Origin of the sequence: Pseudomonas sp. SID14000 (genome assembly GCF_002165135.1) — a bacterium.
In the GTDB taxonomy this organism is placed as follows: domain Bacteria; phylum Pseudomonadota; class Gammaproteobacteria; order Pseudomonadales; family Pseudomonadaceae; genus Aquipseudomonas.
Genome location: NZ_NFZQ01000145.1, coordinates 1 through 405, shown reverse-complemented (window position 1 = coordinate 405; position 405 = coordinate 1). Strand labels below are relative to the sequence as shown.

Here is a 405-nt window from a genome sequence, read left to right as displayed (position 1 = left end):
AACCAGATCCTGCGCGCGGCAACCCACCGCCTGCTCCGGTTGCAGCACCTCCCGCACGACGTCCGCCCGCGCCTCCGCCGTCTCTCACGCGAGCTGGCCGACGTCAGCCCTCTCCCCAGCGGCGGCGCCATCCCACGCTGGTCGCGCTCGCGGCTCAACACCCGCTACCACGTCGCGCTCGGACTCGGGGAGCTCGTCCTGCGGGGCAGCTCCGTCGAGCAGGACGCCGGTGCGGTGCGCATCGACGGGTTCATGCTCGACATGGCCAAGCTGTTCGAGGACTTCCTCGCCGAAGACCTCGGCGGTGCGCTCCAAGCGCACGGTGGCGTGTGCCGTCCGCAGGACCGGTGGCACCTCGACGAGGAGGCGTCCATCGACATGAAGCCCGACCTGGTCTGGTACGGC

The 405-nt window shown here is 71.1% G+C and carries 1 protein-coding gene; it reads left to right on the top strand.

The window, feature by feature from the left end; all coding sequences use genetic code 11:
- A partial coding sequence (locus CAY82_RS27695) for an McrC family protein (RefSeq protein WP_218190867.1) occupies window positions 1–405 on the top strand: 405 nt, incomplete at both ends.